This is a genomic window from Mesorhizobium sp. M0408 (genome assembly GCF_040321495.1).
Classification (GTDB): Bacteria; Pseudomonadota; Alphaproteobacteria; order Rhizobiales; family Rhizobiaceae; genus Mesorhizobium.
On record NZ_JAMYRO010000008.1, the window covers coordinates 1 to 17,143 of the forward strand.

17 protein-coding genes and 1 other RNA gene are annotated in these 17,143 nt (G+C 63.1%); 3 read left to right on the forward strand and 15 right to left on the reverse strand.

Going from position 1 to position 17,143, the window contains the following annotated elements; genetic code table 11:
* The 9 genes from NKI67_RS11355 to ffs form a co-directional block, all read right to left on the reverse strand.
* On the reverse strand, positions 1 to 468 hold a 468-nt coding region (locus tag NKI67_RS11355), incomplete at its 3' end, for an ABC transporter permease (RefSeq protein ID WP_502909335.1).
* Between the two features lie 13 nt (positions 469 to 481).
* Positions 482 to 1,549, reverse strand: a complete 1,068-nt coding sequence (locus NKI67_RS11360; protein WP_023676874.1) for an ABC transporter permease — start codon at positions 1,547 to 1,549, stop codon at positions 482 to 484.
* Positions 1,550 to 1,580: 31 nt separating this feature from the next.
* Entirely contained in the window at positions 1,581 to 3,224 is a 1,644-nt protein-coding gene (locus NKI67_RS11365) for an ABC transporter substrate-binding protein (RefSeq protein ID WP_352645329.1), read from the reverse strand.
* Between the two features lie 201 nt (positions 3,225 to 3,425).
* Positions 3,426 to 4,703 carry a lytic murein transglycosylase gene (locus tag NKI67_RS11370; protein ID WP_023676873.1) on the reverse strand — a complete coding sequence of 426 codons (1,278 nt, stop codon included), beginning with the start codon at positions 4,701 to 4,703 and terminating at the stop codon, positions 3,426 to 3,428.
* A gap of 178 nt (positions 4,704 to 4,881) precedes the next feature.
* On the reverse strand, positions 4,882 to 5,487 hold the full coding sequence (gene recR / locus NKI67_RS11375; protein ID WP_023676872.1) for a recombination mediator RecR: 606 nt from the start codon (positions 5,485 to 5,487) through the stop codon (positions 4,882 to 4,884).
* 119 nt (positions 5,488 to 5,606) lie between these two features.
* Positions 5,607 to 6,545, reverse strand: a complete 939-nt coding sequence (locus NKI67_RS11380) for a cell wall hydrolase (protein ID WP_023676871.1) — start codon at positions 6,543 to 6,545, stop codon at positions 5,607 to 5,609.
* A gap of 221 nt (positions 6,546 to 6,766) precedes the next feature.
* On the reverse strand, positions 6,767 to 7,090 hold the full coding sequence (locus tag NKI67_RS11385) for a YbaB/EbfC family nucleoid-associated protein (RefSeq protein ID WP_023676870.1): 324 nt from the start codon (positions 7,088 to 7,090) through the stop codon (positions 6,767 to 6,769).
* A 32-nt stretch (positions 7,091 to 7,122) separates the two neighbouring features.
* Positions 7,123 to 8,961 (reverse strand): DNA polymerase III subunit gamma/tau, encoded by a 1,839-nt coding sequence (locus NKI67_RS11390; RefSeq protein WP_023676869.1) that lies wholly within the window; start codon positions 8,959 to 8,961, stop codon positions 7,123 to 7,125.
* 104 nt (positions 8,962 to 9,065) lie between these two features.
* Positions 9,066 to 9,162: signal recognition particle sRNA small type (gene ffs, locus NKI67_RS11395), an RNA gene on the reverse strand.
* A 359-nt stretch (positions 9,163 to 9,521) separates the two neighbouring features.
* On the opposite strand from ffs, the gene NKI67_RS11400 reads away from it, so the two are divergent.
* Genes NKI67_RS11400 through NKI67_RS11410 form a run of 3 tightly spaced genes read left to right on the forward strand, consistent with a single transcriptional unit; the run spans position 9,522 to position 11,249 of the window.
* Positions 9,522 to 9,941 (forward strand): HIT family protein, encoded by a 420-nt coding sequence (locus NKI67_RS11400; RefSeq protein WP_023676868.1) that lies wholly within the window; start codon positions 9,522 to 9,524, stop codon positions 9,939 to 9,941.
* A 38-nt stretch (positions 9,942 to 9,979) separates the two neighbouring features.
* Positions 9,980 to 10,921, forward strand: a complete 942-nt coding sequence (gene nudC, locus NKI67_RS11405) for an NAD(+) diphosphatase (RefSeq protein WP_352645332.1) — start codon at positions 9,980 to 9,982, stop codon at positions 10,919 to 10,921.
* Positions 10,922 to 10,946: 25 nt separating this feature from the next.
* Entirely contained in the window at positions 10,947 to 11,249 is a 303-nt protein-coding gene (locus tag NKI67_RS11410; RefSeq protein WP_023676866.1) for a Dabb family protein, read from the forward strand.
* Between the two features lie 24 nt (positions 11,250 to 11,273).
* On the opposite strand, the gene NKI67_RS11415 is transcribed toward NKI67_RS11410, so the two are convergent.
* From NKI67_RS11415 to NKI67_RS11440, 6 genes are all read right to left on the reverse strand, one after another.
* Positions 11,274 to 12,215 (reverse strand): 2-hydroxyacid dehydrogenase, encoded by a 942-nt coding sequence (locus NKI67_RS11415; protein WP_023676865.1) that lies wholly within the window; start codon positions 12,213 to 12,215, stop codon positions 11,274 to 11,276.
* 95 nt (positions 12,216 to 12,310) lie between these two features.
* A complete protein-coding gene (locus tag NKI67_RS11420) occupies positions 12,311 to 13,939 on the reverse strand; it encodes an ABC transporter ATP-binding protein (protein ID WP_023676864.1) in 1,629 nt (542 codons plus the stop codon).
* Positions 13,936 to 14,436, reverse strand: coding sequence for a type II toxin-antitoxin system VapC family toxin (locus NKI67_RS11425; protein WP_023676863.1), 501 nt, complete (start codon positions 14,434 to 14,436; stop codon positions 13,936 to 13,938). Before NKI67_RS11425 ends, NKI67_RS11420 begins: the two co-directional genes overlap by 4 nt.
* Positions 14,436 to 14,669: a hypothetical protein gene (locus NKI67_RS11430; RefSeq protein WP_031211801.1), complete on the reverse strand. Its 234-nt coding sequence runs from the start codon at positions 14,667 to 14,669 to the stop codon at positions 14,436 to 14,438. Before NKI67_RS11430 ends, NKI67_RS11425 begins: the two co-directional genes overlap by 1 nt.
* A 224-nt stretch (positions 14,670 to 14,893) precedes the next feature.
* The gene (locus NKI67_RS11435) at positions 14,894 to 16,033 is read right to left on the reverse strand and encodes an ABC transporter permease (protein WP_036238521.1); all 1,140 of its coding nucleotides are present in this window, start codon (positions 16,031 to 16,033) and stop codon (positions 14,894 to 14,896) included.
* Positions 16,033 to 17,127: a microcin C ABC transporter permease YejB gene (locus NKI67_RS11440; protein ID WP_023676860.1), complete on the reverse strand. Its 1,095-nt coding sequence runs from the start codon at positions 17,125 to 17,127 to the stop codon at positions 16,033 to 16,035. Before NKI67_RS11440 ends, NKI67_RS11435 begins: the two co-directional genes overlap by 1 nt.
* Positions 17,128 to 17,143 lie beyond the last annotated feature (16 nt).

Below are 17,143 nucleotides of genomic sequence, written 5' to 3' on the forward strand. Positions count from 1 at the left end.
GCCCCTTTTTTCAACAAGACCCCGCCCTACACCGTGCGGGGTCCCCCCACTCCTCACCCCGCGGCCCCCCCCCCCGCCTCGCCCGGCCACGGTGCCGACCAGCAAGCCGATGGGCGCGGCGATAATGGCAACCAGAATGACGACGTAGAGTGTCCAGCGCGAGCCGAAGATGATGCGCGAATAGATATCGCGGCCGAGATCGTCGGTGCCGAACCAGTGCGCCGCACTCGGCGCCAGGAGCCGCGAGCCCTTGAGGTCGCCGAATGTCGGCGAATAGGGCGCCAGCACATCGGCGAATGCCGCGACCACCAGCAGGGCGACGATGATGAGCAGGCCGGCAAACGCCAGCCGGTTGGCGGAAAAGCGCCGCCACGCCACATAGGCGCGGCCGAGCCTCGCCTGCACGCGCGACGCCGGCCGCTCGCTGAGCAGCCAGTCGCGGCGGGTTTGAATCGCTTCCGTGCTCATCCTGCCTTGGTCCTCATCCTGCCTTGGTCCTTGGATCGAGCAGCCGGTAGAGCAGGTCGGAGAATAGATTGATGGCGATGAAGACCGAGCCGATGATGATCGTGCCGCCAAGCACGGCATTCATGTCGGCGTTCTGCAGCGAGTTGGTGATGTAGAGGCCGATGCCCGGCCACGAAAACACTGTCTCGGTCAGCACCGAGCCTTCGAGCAGCCCGGCATAGGACAGAGCGATCACCGTGACCATCGGCACCGCGGCGTTGCGCAGCGCGTGACCCCAGATGATGCGCGTTTCCGACAGGCCCTTGGCGCGCGCTGCGACGATGTATTCCTGGGTGAGTTCGTTCAGCATGAACGAGCGCGTCATGCGGCTGATGTAGGCGAGCGAGAAATAGCCGAGTAGCGAGGCCGGCAGGATGATGTGGCGGAAGGCATCGGCAAATACGTCCCACTGCCGCTGCCAAAGCGCATCCAGCAGGTAAAAGCCGGTAATCGGCGTGAAGGTGTATTCGTAGACGACGTCGAGCCGGCCGGGAAAGGCGACCCATTGCAGCTTGGCGTAGAACAGCACCAGCGCCAGCAGCCCCAGCCAGAAGATCGGCACGGAATAGCCGACAAGGCCGATGATGCGCACGATCTGGTCGATGACGCTGCCGCGCCGCACGGCGGCCAGCACGCCAAGCGGCACGCCGATCACCGAACCGATCAATGTTCCCAACGTCGCCAGTTCGAGCGTCGCCGGAAAGGCGCGGCGGATATCGGTCATCACCGGATTGGTGGTCAGCACCGAGGTGCCGAAATCACCGTTCAGGGCATGTTTGACATAGATGTAGAACTGCTCGACCAGCGGCAGGTCGAGGCCCATCTCGCGGCGCGTTCGTTCGACGACGTTGGCCGGCGCCCGGTCGCCGAGCACCGCCAGCACCGGGTCGATCGGGATCACGCGGCCGATGAAGAAGGTCACCGCGAGCAGACCGAGATAGGTCGTTATCGCGATGACCAGGAACCGGGCGATAGATGAGGCCACGGCAACGGCGCGGGCGCCGCCGCGCCCTGCCGTCACCTCGCTTTCAGCCACACTCATACGGCGCGTCCGCCGGCGTCACTCCCCGGCATCACTCTTTCGAGACGGGGCCGACGAAGTTGGTGTCGAAGCTCGGGCCGAGCGCAAAACCCTTGAGGTTCTTGCGCAGGCCGGCCACTTCCAGCTGCTGGTGGATGATGACGAAGGGGCTGGTATCGAGGATCTTCTTCTCGAGATCCTGGTACATTGCGGCGCGCTTGGCCGCGTCCTTCTCGAGCAGGGCGGCTTCGGTCTGCTTGGTCAAGTCCGGGATGTCCCAGGCGTTGCGCCAGGCCAGCGTCTTGGTCTTGCCTTCATCCGAATTGTCGGGGTTGCTGGCGAAGGTCTGGGCGTTGGAGTTCGGATCGAAATAATCCTGGCCCCACTGGCCGATATAGATGTCGTGGTTGCGGGCGCGGTATTTGGTCAGCGTCTGCTTGCCGTCGCCGGGGATGATCTCCAGCTTGATGCCGGCCTGTCCCAGCGTCTGCTGGATCGATTCCGCCATGCCCGTCGTCGGCTGGCCGGTGCGCACGTCCATGGTGACGCTGAAGCCGTCGGCGAGGCCGGCCTTGGCGAGCAGCTCCTTGGCCTTTGCGACGTCGAGCTTGAACGGATTCTCGTCCAGCTCGCCAAGCACGCCTTTCGGCAGGAAGGTCTGATGGATCTCGCCGATGCCCTTGAGGATGGTCGAGCTCAAGGCGTCGTAGTCGACCAGATATTTGAAAGCCTGGCGAACCTCGGGCTTGGCGAGGTTCGGGTTCTTCTGGTTGAGGCTGATGTAATAGACCGTGCCCTTCGGCGCGCTGGTGGTGGTGAGGTCGGCATTCTTGGCAATGGCATCAAGGTCGTTCGGCTCGAGATTGCGGGCGACGTCGATGTCGCCGGCCTCCAGTGCCAGGCGCTGGCCCGAACTTTCCTTCATGTTGCGATAGATGACGCGGGCAAGCTTGGCCTTGTCGCCGTAGTAATTGTCGTTGCGCTCCAGCACGACGGCCTCGTTGGCGCGCCATTCGCGCAGCTTGAAGGCACCGGAGCCGGCATAGCCGGTCTTCAGCCAGGCATTGCCGAAATCATTGTCCCATTTGTAGTCAGCGCTCGGCGTGACCGCGGCGACATGCTCCTTGACCAGCTTGGCGTCGACGACCGAGGCGACCGTCGCCGACAGGCAGTTCAGCACGAAGCTCGGCGCATAGGCCTTGTCGACGGTGAACTGGAACGTCGTGTCATCAACGGCCTTGGCCTTCTCGGTGATGTTGCCGCCATCGATACCGAACTGGCCGATAATAAAGGCCGGGCTCTTGTCGAGCTTGATGGCGCGCTCGAACGAATAGGCGACGTCCGCCGCTGTGATCGGATTGCCGGAGGCGAATTTGAGGCCGGGCTTGAGCTTGAACGTGTAGGTCAGGCCGTCGTCGGAGACGCTCCAGCTTTCGGCGAGATCGCCTTTGACCTTGGATGTGTCGCTGAGGTCGAGGCGTACCAGAAGATCATAGGTGTTGCCGGTGACCTCTGCGGTCGACAATTCGAATGCTTCGCCCGGATCCATGGTGATGATGTCGTCGATGGCGAAACCCTCGACCAGCGTGTCGGCGGGCGTGACCGCGAAGGCAGGCGCACCGGCCAGAAGCAGCGCGGACATGGCCGCGCCCGCGAGCAAGAAGCGGGAGCGTAGAGCAAACTTTTCCATCATCATTTTAACTGTTCCCTGTTTTTGTTGACCTGAGTTCCCGGCTCAGGGTTGTGGCATTTCTTGCCGCGTCGAACGGTGATCCCCGGACCGTTGTCTTGGCAATTTTTTGTGCGGTTCCGGTTCACCATATCCGGCGGTTTCGAGCGCGGCAACGAGCATTTGCAGAACGGTCGATTGGGCCAGACCGGCGGTGCGAAAATCCGGCTATTTCAGCGCGGTAACCAGGTCGGCGTCGGGAAAGCAGGTAGCGGAACGGCCGTTGCTGGCCTGCCATTTGCCGATCGAGCGGCGCGTCTTGAAGCCAGGCAGGCCGTCGGCGCTGCCGACATCGTAGCCCTTAGCTTCCAGCGCCCGCTGCAGGGCGGCGATGTCGGAGCGGTAGAGCCCGCCGACCGCGCCCCAATTGCCCGAGAAATTGCTGTCGCCATGGGCGATGCGATCGGCGCCATGGCCGATGAACAGGGCATAGAGATCGCTGGTGTTATACTGCTTCAGCACATAGAAATTGGGGGTGACGATGAAGGCCGGGCCGCTACGCCCGGCCGGCATCAAAAGAAAGCCCTCGGCTTTCAGTTCGCTCGCCGGGAACGGTTTACCCGACACACGCCTGATGCCCATATCAGCCCATTGGGAAATCTTCTTGCCCTGGTCCGGACCTTCGAGCGAGCACGAGACGCTGTCCGGCACAGTCACCTCGAAGCCCCAGCCGCGGCCCCTGACCCAGCCATAATGGACGAGATAATTGGCGATCGATGCCAGTATATCGGGCGTCGAATTCCAGATGTCGGTGCGGCCGTCGCCGTCGAAATCGACGGCATGCTTGAGGAACGATGTCGGCATGAACTGCGGCTGGCCAAGCGCGCCTGCCGAAGACGATTTCATCGCGCCGACCGGGGCAAGCCCGCGCTCGACGATCTCGAGCGCAGCCAAGAGCTCGGTGCGGAAGAATTCCTTCTTGGTCGACATGAACGCCTTGGTGCCCAGCACCTCGAAGGCGTCATAAGGCATCTTCGCCGCGCCGAAGCCGCTCTCGCGGCCCCAGATCGCCAGCAGCACTTCGCCAGGCACGCCGTAGCGTTTCTCGATCGCGGCAAGAGTCCTAGCATTGGTCGCCTCGCGGGTGCGGCCGCCGGCGGTCACCGCTCGGACTATCTTTTCAGCGAAATAGGCGCCCGGCGAACCGAACTCGGCCTGATGCTGCTTCTGCGGCGTCGTCGCCTTCTCGCCCGGCTTCACCAGGTCGGGCAGCTTCAGGTTCGGCTTGACGCCTTCGAAGGCGGCATCGAAGGTTTTCCTGGAGATGCCTTTGGCATTGGCTTCGGGCCAGAGGTCGTTGCCAAGCCAGGCGCGGAACTGGTCGTCGATCTTTGCCGCGGAGACCGGGGTGGCGAGGATCAACCCAAGTAGGGCTGCTAGAAACGAGAGGCAGGCTAGTGTGCGAGCTCGGCGTCCTGTCGCGCCCCCCTCTGTCCTGCCGGACATCTCCCCCTCCAGGAGGGAGATTGGCTGTCGCGTCTGTGTTCGCCAATCTTCAACGTCGCAAGTTTGGCGGGCATGTCGAGGCTGCCGATCTCCCCCCTGGAGGGGGAGATGTCCGGCAGGACAGAGGGGGGCGCGACGGAACGCAATCATCTCGGAAGCACTCTCCCCGCAACTCGCCTCAAAACACTGTCCGCGACTTCAGTGCGGCGGCCAGCGTGCCTTCGTCGAGATAATCGAGTTCGCCGCCGACCGGAACACCGTGCGCCAGGCGCGTCACCTTGATGTCGAAGCCGGAAAGCTGGTCGGTGAGGTAGTGCGCGGTGGTCTGGCCCTCGACCGTGGCGTTGACGGCGAGGATCACTTCCTTGACTTCGCCGCCGGCGACGCGATCGACCAGCGAACGGATGTTTAGCTCATCAGGACCAATGCCGTCGAGCGGCGACAGCGTACCGCCGAGCACATGGTAGCGCACGTTCATGGCTGTCGCCCGCTCCAGCGCCCAAAGGTCGGCCACGTCCTCGACGACGATGAGCGTAGTGGGGTCGCGGCGGGGGTCGGTGCAGATCATGCATGGATCTGAGGTATCGACATTGCCGCAGGTCGAGCAGATGCGCACCTTGTCGACCGCCTCGCCCATGGCGGCGGCGAGCGGCGCCAGCAGCTGTTCCTTCTTCTTGATGAGGTGGAGCGCGGCGCGGCGTGCCGAACGCGGACCGAGCCCCGGCACCTTGGCCAGCAGCTGGATCAGGCGTTCGATCTCGGGACCGGCGATTCGCTTCGACATCGCACCGGTTTAGGATTTTTCCGCACGCTTTGGAACAGTTGAGCGGCCAGGGGCTCCGCTCTTCCCTTCTCCCCTTGTGGGAGAAGGGAAGGCCGACGTCGCGGCCAGTGCTGCCGTCCTCAGTTTTCTTCCAGTGGCCGGGTCTGGCCGGCGATCATCGCGCCGATGGCGTCAGTGTTCTCGGGCGTCGCCTCGAACGACATTGTCGGCTCTGCCGGCGCAGCCTGGAAGGAGGTGACAGGCCGCTCGCTCACGGTTCCGCCAAAACGGGCCGCATCCGGCTCCTGCATTGGTTCCTGCAGCGCCACAAGCATCGGCTTCTCCGCCGTCGCCTTCTCCGGGGTCGCCATTCCGGCGGTCACCCTTGTCTGCTTTGCCGGCAGCGATGCAGCGGCGGTCGCATAGGTTGCCTTGGCGAATGTCGGCTTGACCTCGCGAGCCGGCTCCGCTGAGGCGACAAGTATGGCCTGAGCGGCAGGCGCTTGCGGCTTGGCCTGGGCCATGGCGACCACCGGTTCGTCCGGCAGCGGCTGCCAGTTGCGGCCGCGCTTTTCATAAAAGGCATTGCCGCCGGCGACCATGGTGTAGTGCATGTTCGTGTAGGGGAAGCGCAGGCCGGCGGTGTGGAAATACATGGTGTTCTTCAGCTTGGCTTTGCGCTCGCCCTTGAGCACCGCCTCGGCGGCCTCCTCGACGTCGGGCATCGCCTTCGAATTCATCGGCCGTGTCATGACGCCCGGCGCGAACTGGCCGCGCTCGCCAACCACTTCGCAGATGGTGCTGCCGTGCTTGCCGGACCGCAGCCGGTTCATCACCACGGTGCCGACCGCAATCATGCCGTCACGGCTCGAGCGGTTGGACTCGAAGAACATTGCCCGCTCCAGGCATTCCTTCTCCTTCGGCGTGGAATTGTAGGAGCGCGAGCTCAGGAAACTCGGCGTAATGGCATCGGTCAGGCTGGACATGCCGTGCGAGGCGGTCTGACTGCAAGCGGCCAAAAACAGCGGCGAGATAACGACGCCGAGCCGCAACGGCGTCTTCCATCGGGTAGAGATCAACAGGTGTCCCCTCAATTCTGCTGCCAGCCCGCCCCTGGTTGCGGCAAGAATGAGACACTTTCAGGCAAAAAGATGGCTAAAGCGTTATTAAGTGTGGTGAGTTGCCCAATAGACACAGTTGGCGGGCTTCCGAGAACCGGAGCGGAGCGTACGTTTCGTGAGCACCGGAAGCGCAGGAAGCCGCCGTTTGCAGGCCGGCATCACCTGGATATCAACACACCTTAGAACGGCAGCTTCATTCCCGGCGGGATCGGCAGTCCCGCGGTCAGCGCCCTGGTCTTCTCCTGCATGATCTGCTCGACCTTGGTCCTGGCGTCGTTGTGGGCAGCGAGGAGCAGGTCCTCGAGAATCTCGACCTCGTCTTCCTTGAACAGCGACGGGTCGATCTTCAGCGACTTCATCTCGAATTTGCCGGTCAGCGTGACGCTGACCAGGCCGCCGCCGGCCTGCCCGGTGGCTTCCAGCGTGGCGATCTCATCCTGCATGGCCTGGAACTTGGCCTGCATTTCCTTTGCCTTGCCCATCATGCCGAGAAGGTCTTTCATCGCACGATCCTTTGCAGTTGGTGCTGGTTGTTTCAGGTTTCGTCGTCGTCGGCCGGCGGCTCGACCGGCACTTCGGCCTCGTCGGCTTCCGGCGCGTCGGGAATGCGCACGTCGATGATCTTGGCGCCGGGAAAGCGCGCCAGGATGGCGGCGACCGTCGGGTCGCTCTTGGCATCGAGGAAGGCGTTTTCGCGCTTTGTCGATTCCAGCTCGGCCAAGGTCTGGCCGCCCTCGTCCTTCGACAGCGACACCAGCCAGTTGCGGCCCGTCCAGGCGCGCAGCTTGGCGGTCAAATCATTGAGCAACATCTTCGGCGCATCGTCGGTCAGGCTGACGTCGATACGACCGGGCTCGATGCGCACCAGGCGCACGCAACGCTTCACCAGCACCTTGAAGGCCATGTCGCGCTGGGCGTCGGCAAGGGCGACAATGTCGGCCAGCGATTTCACCGGCACCGGCGGCGCCTCGACCGCCGGCTCCGGCGGAGCAACGAAGTTGGTCGGCACGGGCTCGGCCTCGACCAGGCGCATCGTCTCGACCAGGCGCATTGTCTGGGCGCCGCCATTGGCCGTCGGCATCCGCGCCTGCGCCACGGCGCCGGCACCACCGCTTGCAGGCGCATGGTTTGCGGGGCCGGGGCTTGCCGGCGTGCCATTCACGCGCGGCGCAGTGCCCGGCAGGGTACCGCCGTTCTCCAGCGATTTCAGCGCCTCGTCCAGCGTCGGCAGGTCGGCGGCATGGGCCAGCCGGATCAGCACCATCTCGGCGGCGCTGACCGGGTGGTTGGAGGTCTGCACCTCGGGAATACCTTTCAAGAGCATCTGCCACGTCCGCGACAGCACCTTGACCGACAGCATGCTGGCGAATTCGGCGCCGCGCCGGCGCTCGTCCTCGGACAGCGAGGCGTCGTCGATGGCAGCCGGCACGAAACGCAGACGGGTGACCAGATGGTTGAACTCGGCAAGGTCGGTCAGCACCGCGGCAGGATCGGCGCCGGTATCGTACTGGGCACGGAATTCGGCAAGTGCGGCGGCGACGTCGCCCTTCATGACATGTTCGAACAGGTCGACGATGCGGGCACGGTCGGCAAGGCCGAGCATGGCACGCACCGCTTCGGCGCTGACCGCGCCGCCGCCATGGGCGATCGCCTGGTCGAGGATCGACTGCGCATCGCGCATCGAGCCTTCGGCCGCGCGCGCGATCATCGCCAGCGCATCGTCTTCGACTTCGATGCCCTCCAGACCGGCTATCCTGGCAAGGTCGGCCTTGATCATTGCCGCATCGATGCGCCTGAGGTCGAAACGCTGGCAGCGCGACAGGACGGTGATCGGCACCTTGCGGATTTCGGTGGTGGCGAAGATGAACTTGACGTGCGGCGGCGGCTCTTCCAGCGTCTTCAGCAGGCCGTTGAAGGCCTGGTTGGAAAGCATGTGCACTTCGTCGATGATGTAGACCTTGTAGCGCGCCGATACCGGGGCGTAGCGCACACGCTCGATGATGTCCCTGATGTCGTCGATGCCGGTATGCGAGGCGGCGTCCATCTCGATGACGTCGACATGGCGGCCTTCCATGATCGCCTGGCAATGCTCGCCGAGCACGGCAAGGTCGACGGACGGCTGGTCGACGGTCGATGTTTTGTAGTTCAGGGCCCGCGCGAGTATGCGCGCGGTCGTCGTCTTGCCGACGCCACGCACGCCGGTCAGCATCCAGGCCTGGGCGATGCGGCCGGTGGCAAAGGCATTGGTCAACGTGCGGACCATCGGCTCCTGGCCGATCAGTTCGGAGAAATTCGACGGTCGGTATTTGCGCGCCAGCACGCGGTAGGCGGCAGGCTTGTCCAATTTCCCGGCCTCGTTTCCGGCTTCGCTCATTCGCCCGTTAAGCTCCAAGGGCTGCCACTGGAGGCGGCCGATTCCTGCGCATAGTTTCGCCCGCACGGCTTGGCGCCGTCAATGTCGGGGCAAAAGGCGAAGAGGCGGGAGGCTGGAACAATGACCCGTTCCGGGCTCGTTAGGGCTGCTTCCTTCCGGACCTGACCCGGTTGGCGAGTGGACCGTCCACCACCAACCTCCCAGCCTCCATATCGGCAATCCGGCGATGAAATGCAAGTGCGGATGATAGGGCCTTGAGCGACGGCGAAAGCTGAAACCAAAAACCCGCCTCGGCGGGCGGGTCGTTGGTGCGAAATAATCACCATAGCGAGATTAGTAGCATAGCTGCCGGCACAAAGCAAGAACAAAATGTGGCCGCGATCAAAATCGTCGGCCTCGGCGGGGCAGCGCCAACCTGATGCAATTTGCCCGGGCCCTCACTTCTTCGCGCACAATCAGCGCCGCGACGGCCAATGTTGCTTGCTGCCCCTTGCGGCCCTTCGGAAGCCGCTCTAGCGTCGATGGAGGTCAAAAAACGTCAAAAAATGAGGGAAACGCCAATGCTGCCGGGCCTCAAGGCCGGATTCACGCTTGACGCCCAGCTGGAAGCCGACAGCGAACAGCTGATGTGGCTCGGCCTGTGCGAATTGCGCGTCATGAACGACCGCCGGTGGCCATGGCTGCTGCTGGTGCCGCAGCGGCCGGGCATCGAGGAAATCCACGACATGACGCCGCTGGACCAGGCGATGCTGACCTTCGAGACCAACATGGTGGCGCTGGCGCTGAAGCGGGTGACCGGCTGCACCAAGATCAACACCGGCGCACTCGGCAACATCGTGCGCCAGTTGCATGTACACGTCATTGCGCGCTCGGAAGGCGATCCCGGCTGGCCCGGCCCGGTGTGGGGGCACGGCCTGCGCGAGCCCTATCAGCGCTCCGACCTTCGCAAGTTTGCGGAAAAGATCAAGGCAGCGCTATAAGCCTCTCCCGTGTCCACCTTGAACCTTCCCGAGTCTGCATGAGCTTTCGCCTGTTTGACGCGCCCTTGCGCGAGCCGAGCCAGTTCGTCGGCTTCGCCGGCAACATTATCGACCGGCAGTCCGAAAACCGCGCCGACGATTCCGTCGAAAAGGCACTCGCCGATCCCTCGGCGCGGCTTTTGCTGATGCGTGGCGGCCGGCTCTATTTGAAGCTTGCGCAAGGCGCATTCGACCCTTGGTTCGGCGTGGCCGAATGCAGGCCGCTCGAGGCATTGCTCGAAAACGGCGTCCTGCTCGGTTTTTCCGAAAGCGGCCCGGTGCTGGCGGTGCCGGCCGGGGTCGAGCCCGAGCAGCTTCCCGAGACGATCAAGGCGATCGACTATCGCTCGGTCTATATGCAGGGGCTGATCGACGAAGCGGCGGCCGGCGCGCTGGCGCAAGGGGCGGCGCTGCTCGCCTGGCATGCCAGCCATCGCTTCTGCAGCAAATGCGGCACCGAAGCCGAGATGCGGGCGGGCGGTTACAAGCGGCATTGCCCGGCCTGCGGTACGGAGCACTTTCCGCGCACCGACCCGGTGGCGATCATGCTGACGGCAACACGCGAAAAATGCCTGCTCGGCCGCGGCCGGCATTTCGGGCCCGGCATGTATTCGGCGCTCGCCGGTTTCATCGAGCCGGGCGAGACGATCGAGGCGGCGGTGCGCCGCGAAACGCTGGAGGAAGCCGGCATCCGGCTAGGCCGCGTCGTCTACCACGCCAGCCAGCCCTGGCCGTTTCCCTATTCGCTGATGATCGGCTGCTTCGGCGAACCGCTCAACGACGATATCCAGCCCGATCTCAACGAGCTGGAAGATTGCCGCTGGTTCTTTCGCGACGAGGTGCTCTCGATGCTGGCCCGCGAGCATCCGGGCGGCCTGGTGACACCGCCGAAGGGGGCGATCGCCTATAACCTCATCCGCGCCTGGGCCGACAGCGCGTGACACGAAGACATCGCAGGAGCAAACAATGATCCGTCACACCGTCGTGTTCACGCTGAAACACCCGCCGCATTCGCTCGAGGAAAAACGGTTCCTCGCCGACGCCAAGAGGATTCTCACGGCGATAAAGGGCGTCACGCATTTCGAGCAGTTGCGGCAGGTCAGTCCCAAGAACGACTACCGCTTCGGCTTCTCGATGGAGTTCGCCGATCAGCGGGCCTATTCCGGCTACAACGACCATCCCGACCACGTCGCCTTCGTCCGCGACCGCTGGATCCCGGAAGTCGAGGCGTTTATGGAGATCGACTACGTGCCGCTCGGCTGGGGCTGAGACTGGAAAGCGGCGCTCTAAAAATTAATACCCGGCGTCGCGATCCACCACATTTTCCAGCGGTTCGCCGCTCTCGAAAGCATCCATCTGGCGCAGCATGATCGGCGCCAGGTGGACCGGATCGGAAGTTGCCGCCGCATGCGGCGTCACGAACACTTTGGGGTGGCTCCATAGCGGGCTGGTCTTCGGCAGCGGCTCGACCTCGAAAACGTCGAGGCTGGCTTCCTTCAGCGTGCCGTCGTCCAGCGCGCGCAAAATGTCGGCGTCCTTCTGCAGCCTGCCGCGCCCGGCATTGATCAGCACTGAGCCGCCGAGGCCGTTGCGCTTCCGCAGCTCCTTCAGCACGCCGTGGTTGATGATACCGTGCGTCTGCGGCGTCAGCGGCAGCAGCACCACCAGGATGTCGGTGGCGTTTAGGAACGGGATCAGGCCGGCCTCGCCCGCGTAAGTCGAGACACCTTGCATCGGCCGATCGCTGCGCGACCAGCCATTGACGGGAAAGCCGAGCGACAACAGCACCGATGCCGCCGCGCGGCCAAGCGTGCCGAGCCCCATAATGCCGACCGAGATGTCGCTGGCCGGCCGCTGCTGCGGTTCATGCCAGATCTTCTTCTGCTGCTGGGCGCGGTAGAGCATGCCTTGGCGATGGTGGTCGAGCACCCGCCAGACGACGTATTCGGTCATGTACTGGGTCAGGTTGTCGGCCACCACCTTGACGACCGGTACGTCGGGCAAGGTGGGATCGGCGAAGATGTGGTCGACGCCGGCGCCGATCGAGAAGATGGCGCGCAGATTGGGCAGCGACGACAACAGGTTCGGCCGCTGTTTCCACACCACAGCATAGGTAATCGAGGGATCGCCGGCGCCATTCGGCTCGAGCACCACCTCGCGCTCCGCCGACAGCAGTTCGCGCCAGCGCAGCGGATGAATACCGGTGAGGGCAAGCAGGATGCGGCCTTTTTCCATTGTGGATTGTTTTTCCCTTTTTACCAACAGCGTTCGCGTTCCGACGCGCAAGGCGCGGCAGTGTTTTGATTTTGTGCATGATCTCTGGCGAAAATCTACTCGCTGACGATGCCGACCGGCGCCGTTTCGATCTTGAAGGCGGCCGAGATCAACGCCTTTGTGTAGTCGGTCCGCGGGTTGCCGAAAATCTGTTCGGAAGGACCGGCCTCGACGATCCTGCCGTTACGCATGACGATGACTTCGTTGGCGAGCGCGCGGATGACCCTCAGATCGTGGCTGATGAAGAGGTAGGCGAGGTCGTGCTTGGCTTGCAGGCTGCGTAAGAGGTCGACGACCTGCGCCTGCACGCTCATGTCGAGCGCCGAGGTCGGCTCGTCCAGCATGACGAAACGCGGGTTGAGCACCATGGCGCGCGCGATGGCGACGCGCTGGCGCTGGCCGCCGGAGAATTCGTGCGGATAGCGGTTGCGCGTCGCCGGATCGAGGCCGACTTCCTTCAGCACGTCGACGACACGCTCGTCGCGCCCATCAGGAGACAGCTTCGGCTCGTGGATCTTCAACCCTTCCTCGATGATCTCGGCGACCGACATGCGCGGACTGAGCGAACCGAACGGATCCTGGAAGACGATCTGCAACTCGCGCCGCAGCGGCCGCATTTCGTTGAAGGACAGCTGATTGATGCCGCGTCCGTTGAACTGGATGGTCCCGGTCGACGAGATCATCCTGGCCAGCGCCAGGCCGAGCGTCGTCTTGCCTGAGCCGGATTCGCCGACGACGCCAAGCGTCTGGCCGGCCCGCACGGTGACGTCGATGCCGTCGACCGCCTTCACATTGTCGACGGTGCGCCGGAAGAAGCCCTTCTTGATCGGAAACCAGACCTTGACGTCCTTGCCGACCATCACCGGCTTGGCGGCCTGGTTGGCCGCCGGCGGCTTGCCTTTCGGCTCGGCGGCAAGCAGATGCCGCGTGTAGGCGTGCTGCGGATTGGCGAATATCTCCTTGGTCGGGCCGGTCTCGACGATCTTGCCCTTGGTCATCACGCAGACCCGGTCGGCGATCTTCCTGACGATGCCGAGATCGTGGGTGATGAACAGCATCGACATGTTCTTGCGGCTTTTCAGGCCGGCGAGCAGCTCGAGGATCTGCGCCTGGACGGTGACGTCGAGCGCCGTCGTCGGCTCGTCGGCGATCAAAAGTTCAGGCTCGTTGGCCAGCGACATGGCGATCATGACGCGCTGGCGCTGGCCGCCGGAAAGCTGGTGCGGATAGGCGTCGAGCCGCTTCTCCGGCTCGCGGATGCCGACCTCGTGCAGAAGTTCCAGCGTGCGCGCCTTGGCTTTGCGATCCCCCAGGCCCTGATGCAGCTTCAATACCTCGACGATCTGCTGCTCGATCGTATGCAGCGGGTTGAGCGAGGTCATCGGCTCCTGGAAGATCATGGTGATCTTGTTGCCGCGCACGCGGCGCAGGTCTCTCTCGTCGGCGGCAAGCAGGTCGGCGCCGAGGAACAGGATCTTTCCCGACGGGTGGCTGGCGGTCGGATAGGGCAGCAGCTTCAGAACCGACAGCGCGGTGACCGACTTGCCGGAGCCGGATTCGCCGACCAGCGCCACCGTCTCGCCCCTGGCGAGGTCGAAGGAAATATGGTCGACGGCGATCGACTGGTCGCCGCCTTGCGTGAAGGCGACGCTGAGGTCCTGGACCGAAAGGAGAGGGGCGGTCATAGCTCAACTTCCGCGACAACCCTGTCCAAGGCGGAAATTTCCGGTCGTATGATCGATATTTTGGCTGCCATTTGACGTGGGACGAGACGAGTTGGTGCGATGGAATAGGTCTCTTTCAATCTCGTATCCGCGGTCGGAAATTGTGTGCAGCCGAAGTGCATCGCTGTGGAAAGATGGATCGCGTCTGGTAATCTCAAGGAAAGGAATTCCGAACGTAACTGTGCTGCGTGCCAGAGAACGTCGCGAGTTATCGTCCCAATTGAGATGAAGGCATTGCCGATTGAAATATTGTCGTAGAGCTCGATCAGTCGCTCATTGTTCTTTCTCAAGGGATCGACCATCAACTCCGCGAGCACGATCTCACTCGTCGCCAGGAAAGGCTGCTTTCTGCCCTCGTTCAGTGAAATGAGCTGAAGCAGTTTTTTTGCAAGCGCATCATTGTTTTCAAAGGCATAGATGAAAATGTTGGTGTCGACATAAAGCCGGACTGCAGCCATCAATCCTCCCACTCATCGCGGAGGGCACGAACACGCGCGACAGCCTCGTCGAGGCTTGTTCCCGGCGCGTTGGCCTGAGCATCCCGCATGAGTTCAAGCAATTGTTCGCGGCCAAGGGGCCTGTTGGCCTCCTCCTCCACTGTCACTTTGACCGAGGCGCTCGGAGCTATGCCTTTTCGCAGTTCATCCGGAAGCTTCGATGCCGGGTAGTGTTCAAGGATGATCCTATTCATAACCCTTCCTTCCCCAACGTGCGGATTGACGGACTGCACGGACGCCAACACACCGTCATGGCTCCGGGTTCGCTCATATCGGCCAATTTGCTCTCCAGCGATCGAGCGATGGCTGCCACTGGTGTTTCACCGATCAAAGCCGCCGGTCGCTTGAGGGTACGTCCGCTTTTGTCCGGATTGCCATTTCCGGAATATAACATGCCGAATGCCAGCCTGCATCGCCCTCATCTGAACGTCTTGCGCGGATCGAAGGCGTCGCGCGTGGCCTCGCCGACGAAGACCAGCAGCGACAGCATCAGCGAGATGACGACGAAGCCGGAAATGCCGAGCCATGGCGCGTTGAGATTGCGCTGTGCCTGCTTCAGCAACTCACCCAGCGAGGCGGCGCCGGGCGGCAGACCGAAGCCGAGATAGTCGAGCGAGGTCAGCGTCGAGATCGAGCCGCTGAGCAGGAAGGGCAGGAAGGTCAGCGTCGCCACCATGGCATTGGGCAGCAGATGCCGGAACATGATGGTGATGTTGGAGACGCCGAGCGCGCGCGCCGCATTGACATATTCGAAATTGCGGGCGCGCAGGAACTCGGCCCGCACCACGCCAACCAGTGCCACCCAGGAGAACAGCAGCATCAATCCGAGCAGGATGAAGAAGCCAGGCGGCAGGATGGCGGCGACGATCAAGAGCAGGTACAGCACCGGGATCGCCGACCAGATCTCGATGAAACGCTGGAACAGGAGGTCGGTCCAGCCGCCGAAATAGCCCTGCAGAGCGCCGGCCGCCACGCCGATCAGCGCCGAGCCGGCGGTCAGGATCAGGCCGAACAGCACCGATATCCTGAAGCCGTAGATGACGCGCGCCAGCACGTCGCGGGCCTGGTCGTCGGTGCCCAGCCAGTTCCAGTTGCCGACGTTGCAATTGGGGTCTGCCTCGCCTTTCGGATACTGGTTGCAGCGCGTCTTCTTGTCGTAGAGCCAGGACGGCTTGGTCGGTGCTGCTTCGGGAATAGCGTTGTTGACGGTCTGGTAGGAGTAGCGCACCGGCGGCCAGATCATCCAGCCATTGGCGTTGATCTCGTCCTGGATGACCGGGTCGCGGTAGTCGGTGACGGCATAGAAGCCGCCGAACTTCTCCTCGGGATAAGCGACCAGGACCGGAAACAGGATCTCGCCCTTGTAGGAGGCGATGATCGGCCTGTCGTTGGCGACCAATTCCGAAACCAGCGACAGCACGAACAGGAACAGGAATATCCACAACGACCAGTAGCCGCGCCGGTTGGACTTGAAGTTCTGCAGACGCCGCTGGTTGAGCGGCGACAGAAAGGGCCGCGCGATCCGAGCCGGCGCCGTTTCGGCCATGGTCCGCGCCATCAGACGTCTCTCCGCTCGAAGTCGATGCGCGGATCGACCCAGGTGTAGATCAGGTCGGACAGCAGCCCGACGAACAGGCCAAGCAGCGAGAAGATGTAGAGATTGGCGAACACCACCGGATAGTCGCGCTGCACCACCGAGTTGAAGCCGAGCAGGCCGAGGCCGTCGAGCGAAAATATGTTCTCGATCAGCAGCGAGCCGGTGAAGAAGGCCGAGATGAAAGCACCGGGAAAACCGGCGATGACGATCAGCATGGCGTTGCGGAAGACGTGGCCATAGAGCACCTGCCGCTCCGACAGGCCCTTGGCGCGGGCGGTGACCACATATTGCTTGCGGATTTCCTCGAGGAAGGAATTCTTGGTGAGCAGCGTCGTCGTGGCGAAGGCCGACAGCACCAGCGCGGTCAGCGGCAGGGTCATATGCCAGAAATAGTCGACGATCCGCTGCGGCCAGGACAGCTGGTCCCAATTGTCGGAGGTGATGCCGCGCAGCGGAAACCAGTCCCAGAACGAGCCGCCGGCAAACAGCACCATCAGCAAGATGCCGAACAGGAAGCCCGGAATGGCGTAGCCGACGATGACGACGCCGCTGGTCCAGACGTCGAAAGTGGAGCCGTCCTTGACCGCCTTGCGGATGCCGAGCGGGATCGAGATCAGGTAGGATAAAAGCGTGATCCACAGCCCGATCGAGATCGACACCGGCATCTTTTCCAGGATCAGGTCGAGCACTGAGATGTCGCGGAAGTAGCTGTCGCCGAAATCGAAGCGGAGATAGTTCCACAGCATCATGCCGAAGCGCTCGAGCGGCGGCTTGTCGAAACCGAACTGCTTCTCCAGCTTCTTGATGAATTCCGGATCGAGCCCTTGCGCGCCGCGGTATTTCGAGCCGACGTCACCGGCGACATCGAAATTGGCGCCGCCGGCATCACCCCCGCCGCCGCCGAGGCGATCGCTGCCGCCCTGGTTGGTCAGCCTGGCGATGACCTGCTCGACCGGCCCGCCTGGAGCAAACTGGATGACGGCAAATGACACCGCCATGATGCCGAACAGGGTCGGGATCATCAAAAGGATGCGGCGCAGTATATAGGCGCCCATCAGGTTCCCTGCCTCG